This is a genomic window from Clostridia bacterium (genome assembly GCA_014360065.1).
GTDB lineage: Bacteria > Bacillota > DSM-521 > Neomoorellales > JACIYF01 > JACIYF01.
The window spans coordinates 1-3,764 of the sequence record JACIYF010000179.1 but is presented as its reverse complement, the minus strand read 5'-3'; the positions used below and the strand labels follow the sequence as shown (position 1 = coordinate 3,764).

Genomic DNA, 3,764 nt, shown 5'->3' with positions numbered 1-3,764 from the left:
CAGGATGGGATGTAGTAGTTATGGGTAGGGCACGGGCAAATCATATAGGCGGAGGCAGCGAGGCCAAAGCTAATACTCAATGGTTACGGGAAGTGCATTATGCTGGTCAGAAAGCAAAGGTGCTATATTACAAGAAGGAAAATGCTGCAGCTGCAATGGTTTATCCTTTTATTATGGTTGCTGGCCACATCATTAAGGCGCTTGGGTTCGCTGCCATTATTTTAACTACCTGGAGCAAAAGACCACTTCGTCGCGAACTTGGACGCTATCTTGCTCCGCTAAAATGGTGGGAAGTCATCAAGTTCGCGTGGCAAAGGCGGTGCTCGCAGTAATGAATGCTGCCCTTCCAACCGTTAGTATGTTTATAAGCATCTTCGTGGTCCTGTCTAGAAAAAAAGAAGTTATCCTGAGTTGGCTCTTTTTGACCTCAAGTATGGATCTCCTTTCACAGAATATATTAGGCCCGACCGTTTCTCCCTTAGAACTCATAGGTTTACTAGTTCTTCCTGAAGCTCTGTTGTTTCTAATTAATAATTCAAGGAAAAGCATAGCCATACAACTAATTATAATGGACACAATTCTGTTAACCGTGTGGGGCATTGTTTTTGGATTTCTTTTCCCTTGGCCAGATCTTACGGGCGTTAGACCCTGGTTTCAACAGGCACAGGGGCGGGCCCTAGTCTCTCTCATCCGCCACACCGCGTATATAAGTCTAGCGCTTTACGTGGCTAAATGTATAAGAGAACGGCCAGGCATCTTGCCACTGGCCATTAAGGCATTTTTCTTGGGTGTAGCAGTTAACGTTGTATACGGGGTGGTAGACAGCTACGCAGGAGGTATTTTGACACATACCTTTTTTGGACGAACACCCATCGAGGGCCGCATAAGTGGCTTGAATGGGGAACCGCGTGCACTCGGCAGAGTGAGCGCTCTCGCAATTCTTACGGGTTTGATCATGGCAACTTCTGAAAGAAAGACCGCCCTATTTGGAACACTTCTTGGCTCTATTGGAGTGGCTATTGCGGGCTCAACATCGGCGTTTGGCGCTTTAGGGGCGGGGTTGGTGACCTTAGCAGGACACCACCTTGTGCGTGGGCGCTTCTTCAAAGCCTTACGTATACTGGCGTTGTCGGGGATTGTTGTAGTAAGCCTTATGACCTTAATTACAGTTTGGCAACCTGGGCTTGTCAACAACTATGTACTACCCCGAGTTGAAAGGGTGGTAAATCCCATTGACCGCTCACTTAACGAACCGATATGGGTGGCAGGATTAGAAGTATTTGACCGGGCGGCAATGAATTTTTTGCTTGCGAATCCAGGGTATATGCTTTTAGGTACTGGGCCAGATCTAATTAGCATACCGGCTTCTTCGTATGTATCTCCTATCGCCTCTGTAATCTATGGCAGCAGGATAGACAGTGTTCCACACATGGGGTTGATATCTACGCTAGCTAATACAGGTTTAATTGGGGTATGCTTCTGGGGCATGGCCCAGTTTGCCTTGTGGTTCAATCTCGTTCGGCGGCAAGGCATTTCTGACCAGGCTGTTGCCCAACTAGTGCTGGTGGTTGGCATATTCTCGGCTGTAGTGATGACGCCATTCTTTTACCTAGTACTTGGGGTAGGAATAGGGCGGCAACTTTCTGGATGCCCTAGGCTGGCCCAAAGCAAGGGTAAGCATTTCCCATTGCGGGCGGCCGCGAATCCTAGCGCTGGGGGTGTGCACGAGTGATAGATGTTAGGCTCATTACTGGCATTCCAAGCCCCTATCGTTCTTCGCTATTTGAACAGCTGGCTAGGGAACCAGAAATAAGGTTAACAGTATACTACTGCGCCTAGAACGAGCCTAACCGACAGTGGGGCCTGGCAACGCGGCCTACACACACGCACCATTTCTACGTGTTTCTACGTGGCGCCTCTCAGGGCTTATCACTTAAACCTAGGGGGTGCTCGCTGGTACGTACAGACACAATGCCTTTGGCCCGCTTGGCGACGGCTTGAATTATGATGACCTCGACTAGTTTCACTGAACATTCTCTGGGTTGTGCTGAATGTGCGCTAGTGCGGGGCCAACGTCTCCTGGTATTGGGTGAGAAAGGGAATGGAAGGGATGACTTTTTGGCTAGCGCAAGTCTTACTTTCTGGCAGAACATCCCGAGTATACACCAGGCGCCTCTGATCCGGGAGGTCGCTAGACGGTGGTGTGGCCCAGTTTGGGTGGTGACAGAGGAGGATGTACCAGCAACCCGACAACAGCAAGGGTGGTCTCGCCCTGACTTTGGTCGTGCCGAAGTACTAATCGCGCCGGATCGATCCGCACGATCGCGACTTGTGTGGGACTTAGGTAAAGACGGTTGTGTGCACCTCTTTAGTGGAATCGATGCTTACCAGGAAACGTACTGGACGTTGAAGCGTTTGTCACACACTCGGGCTATGCTGGGGGTAATGGTGGAGCCAGGCCGGCACAACGATGGTTGGAAGGTACCGCTACGTCGTTTGAAACATAAAGCTCTCGCGTGGCGTTGGCGGAGGCGTGTCGATATGGTCCTAGCAGCTGGCGAGCTGGGTCGCCAGTGGTGGTGCAACGCGGGCTTTCATCCAGCGCAGGTCGTAACGTTCGGGTACTTTGTTGAGATACCCGATTCGGGAGCCTTAGGGTTAGTGACCGGTGATCGAGAAGACACTAGCGTATTTCGCGTCATCTATGTGGGAAGTGTAAACCACCCAAAGGCTCTTGATTTGGTCCTGGAGGCGCTTGCCGATATTGATGGCGATTGGATGCTTGATATCATTGGCTCCGGGCCGTTAGAGGAAGTGTGTAGGAGTTTTGTCGCGGCTCATGGGATGTCCGCAAAGGTTCATTGGCATGGAAACAGGCCAAACGATGAAGTTATTCGTCGTATTGCGGCATCAGACCTACTTGTACTGCCAAGTCGATACGATGGTTGGGGGGCCGTGGTGAATGAAGCCTTGGCTGTAGGCACACCAGTTTTGGTTAGTAGTACTTGCGGGGCAAAGGATCTCGTGGTCACTGATTTGCAAGGGGAAGTGTTTCCATCTGAATCGGTGCACGGACTAAGGACGGCCTTGCGCCGCCGAATGGCCTTGGGTCCGGTGAAATGTGAACAACGTGAGCGCATCCGCGCTTGGGCGGCCGAAGCCATAAGCCCTGGCGCCGTAGCCGAGTATCTAATTGAAGTGATTAGGCGAGCCAAGAGCCATCAGCTGGCCAAAGTCACACCTCCTTGGCTCTTAAAGGTGTAGAACGTGTGCTCGCGCAGCTAGTTGCAACAGCACAGGGTGTTCGAAATATAAGATTTGCGTGGCGGTGAGTAAAGTTGATGCCAAGAATCCTGGTTGTGCTAGATTACTACCTTCCTGGTTATAAATCTGGAGGGCCGATTCGGACCATCGCTAACGTGGTAGAACGGCTTGGGGATGAATTTGAATTCTATATCGTTACCTCCGACCGGGATTTCGGAGATAGGCACCCATATCCCGGTATTGTGGTTGGTTCTTGGCAACAGGTAGGTAAGGCACGAGTCCTTTATCTACCACGCTCGGCAATGAGCTTTTCCGCCTGGTATCGGCTCTTAAGAGATACCTCATATGACCTGATCTATCTAAACAGCTTTTTCTCTCGGTTGAGCATCAAGACAATCATGTTGCGGCACATGCGGTTACTTCCCAAAAAACCTATAGTTTTGGCGCCTCGGGGGGAATTTTCTCCTGGTGCCCTGTCGCTGAAAAGTTTCAAAAAGCGG

General features: G+C 50.7%; 2 protein-coding genes. Both read left to right on the top strand.

Translation table 11 applies throughout. The annotated features are described in order from the left end of the window. Positions 1 to 307 precede the first annotated feature (307 nt). Entirely contained in the window at positions 308 to 1,732 is a 1,425-nt protein-coding gene (locus H5U02_14510; GenBank protein MBC7343635.1) for a hypothetical protein, read from the top strand. Between the two features lie 701 nt (positions 1,733 to 2,433). Then, positions 2,434 to 3,264: a glycosyltransferase family 4 protein gene (locus H5U02_14505; protein MBC7343634.1), complete on the top strand. Its 831-nt coding sequence runs from the start codon at positions 2,434 to 2,436 to the stop codon at positions 3,262 to 3,264. Positions 3,265 to 3,764: the final 500 nt, after the last annotated feature.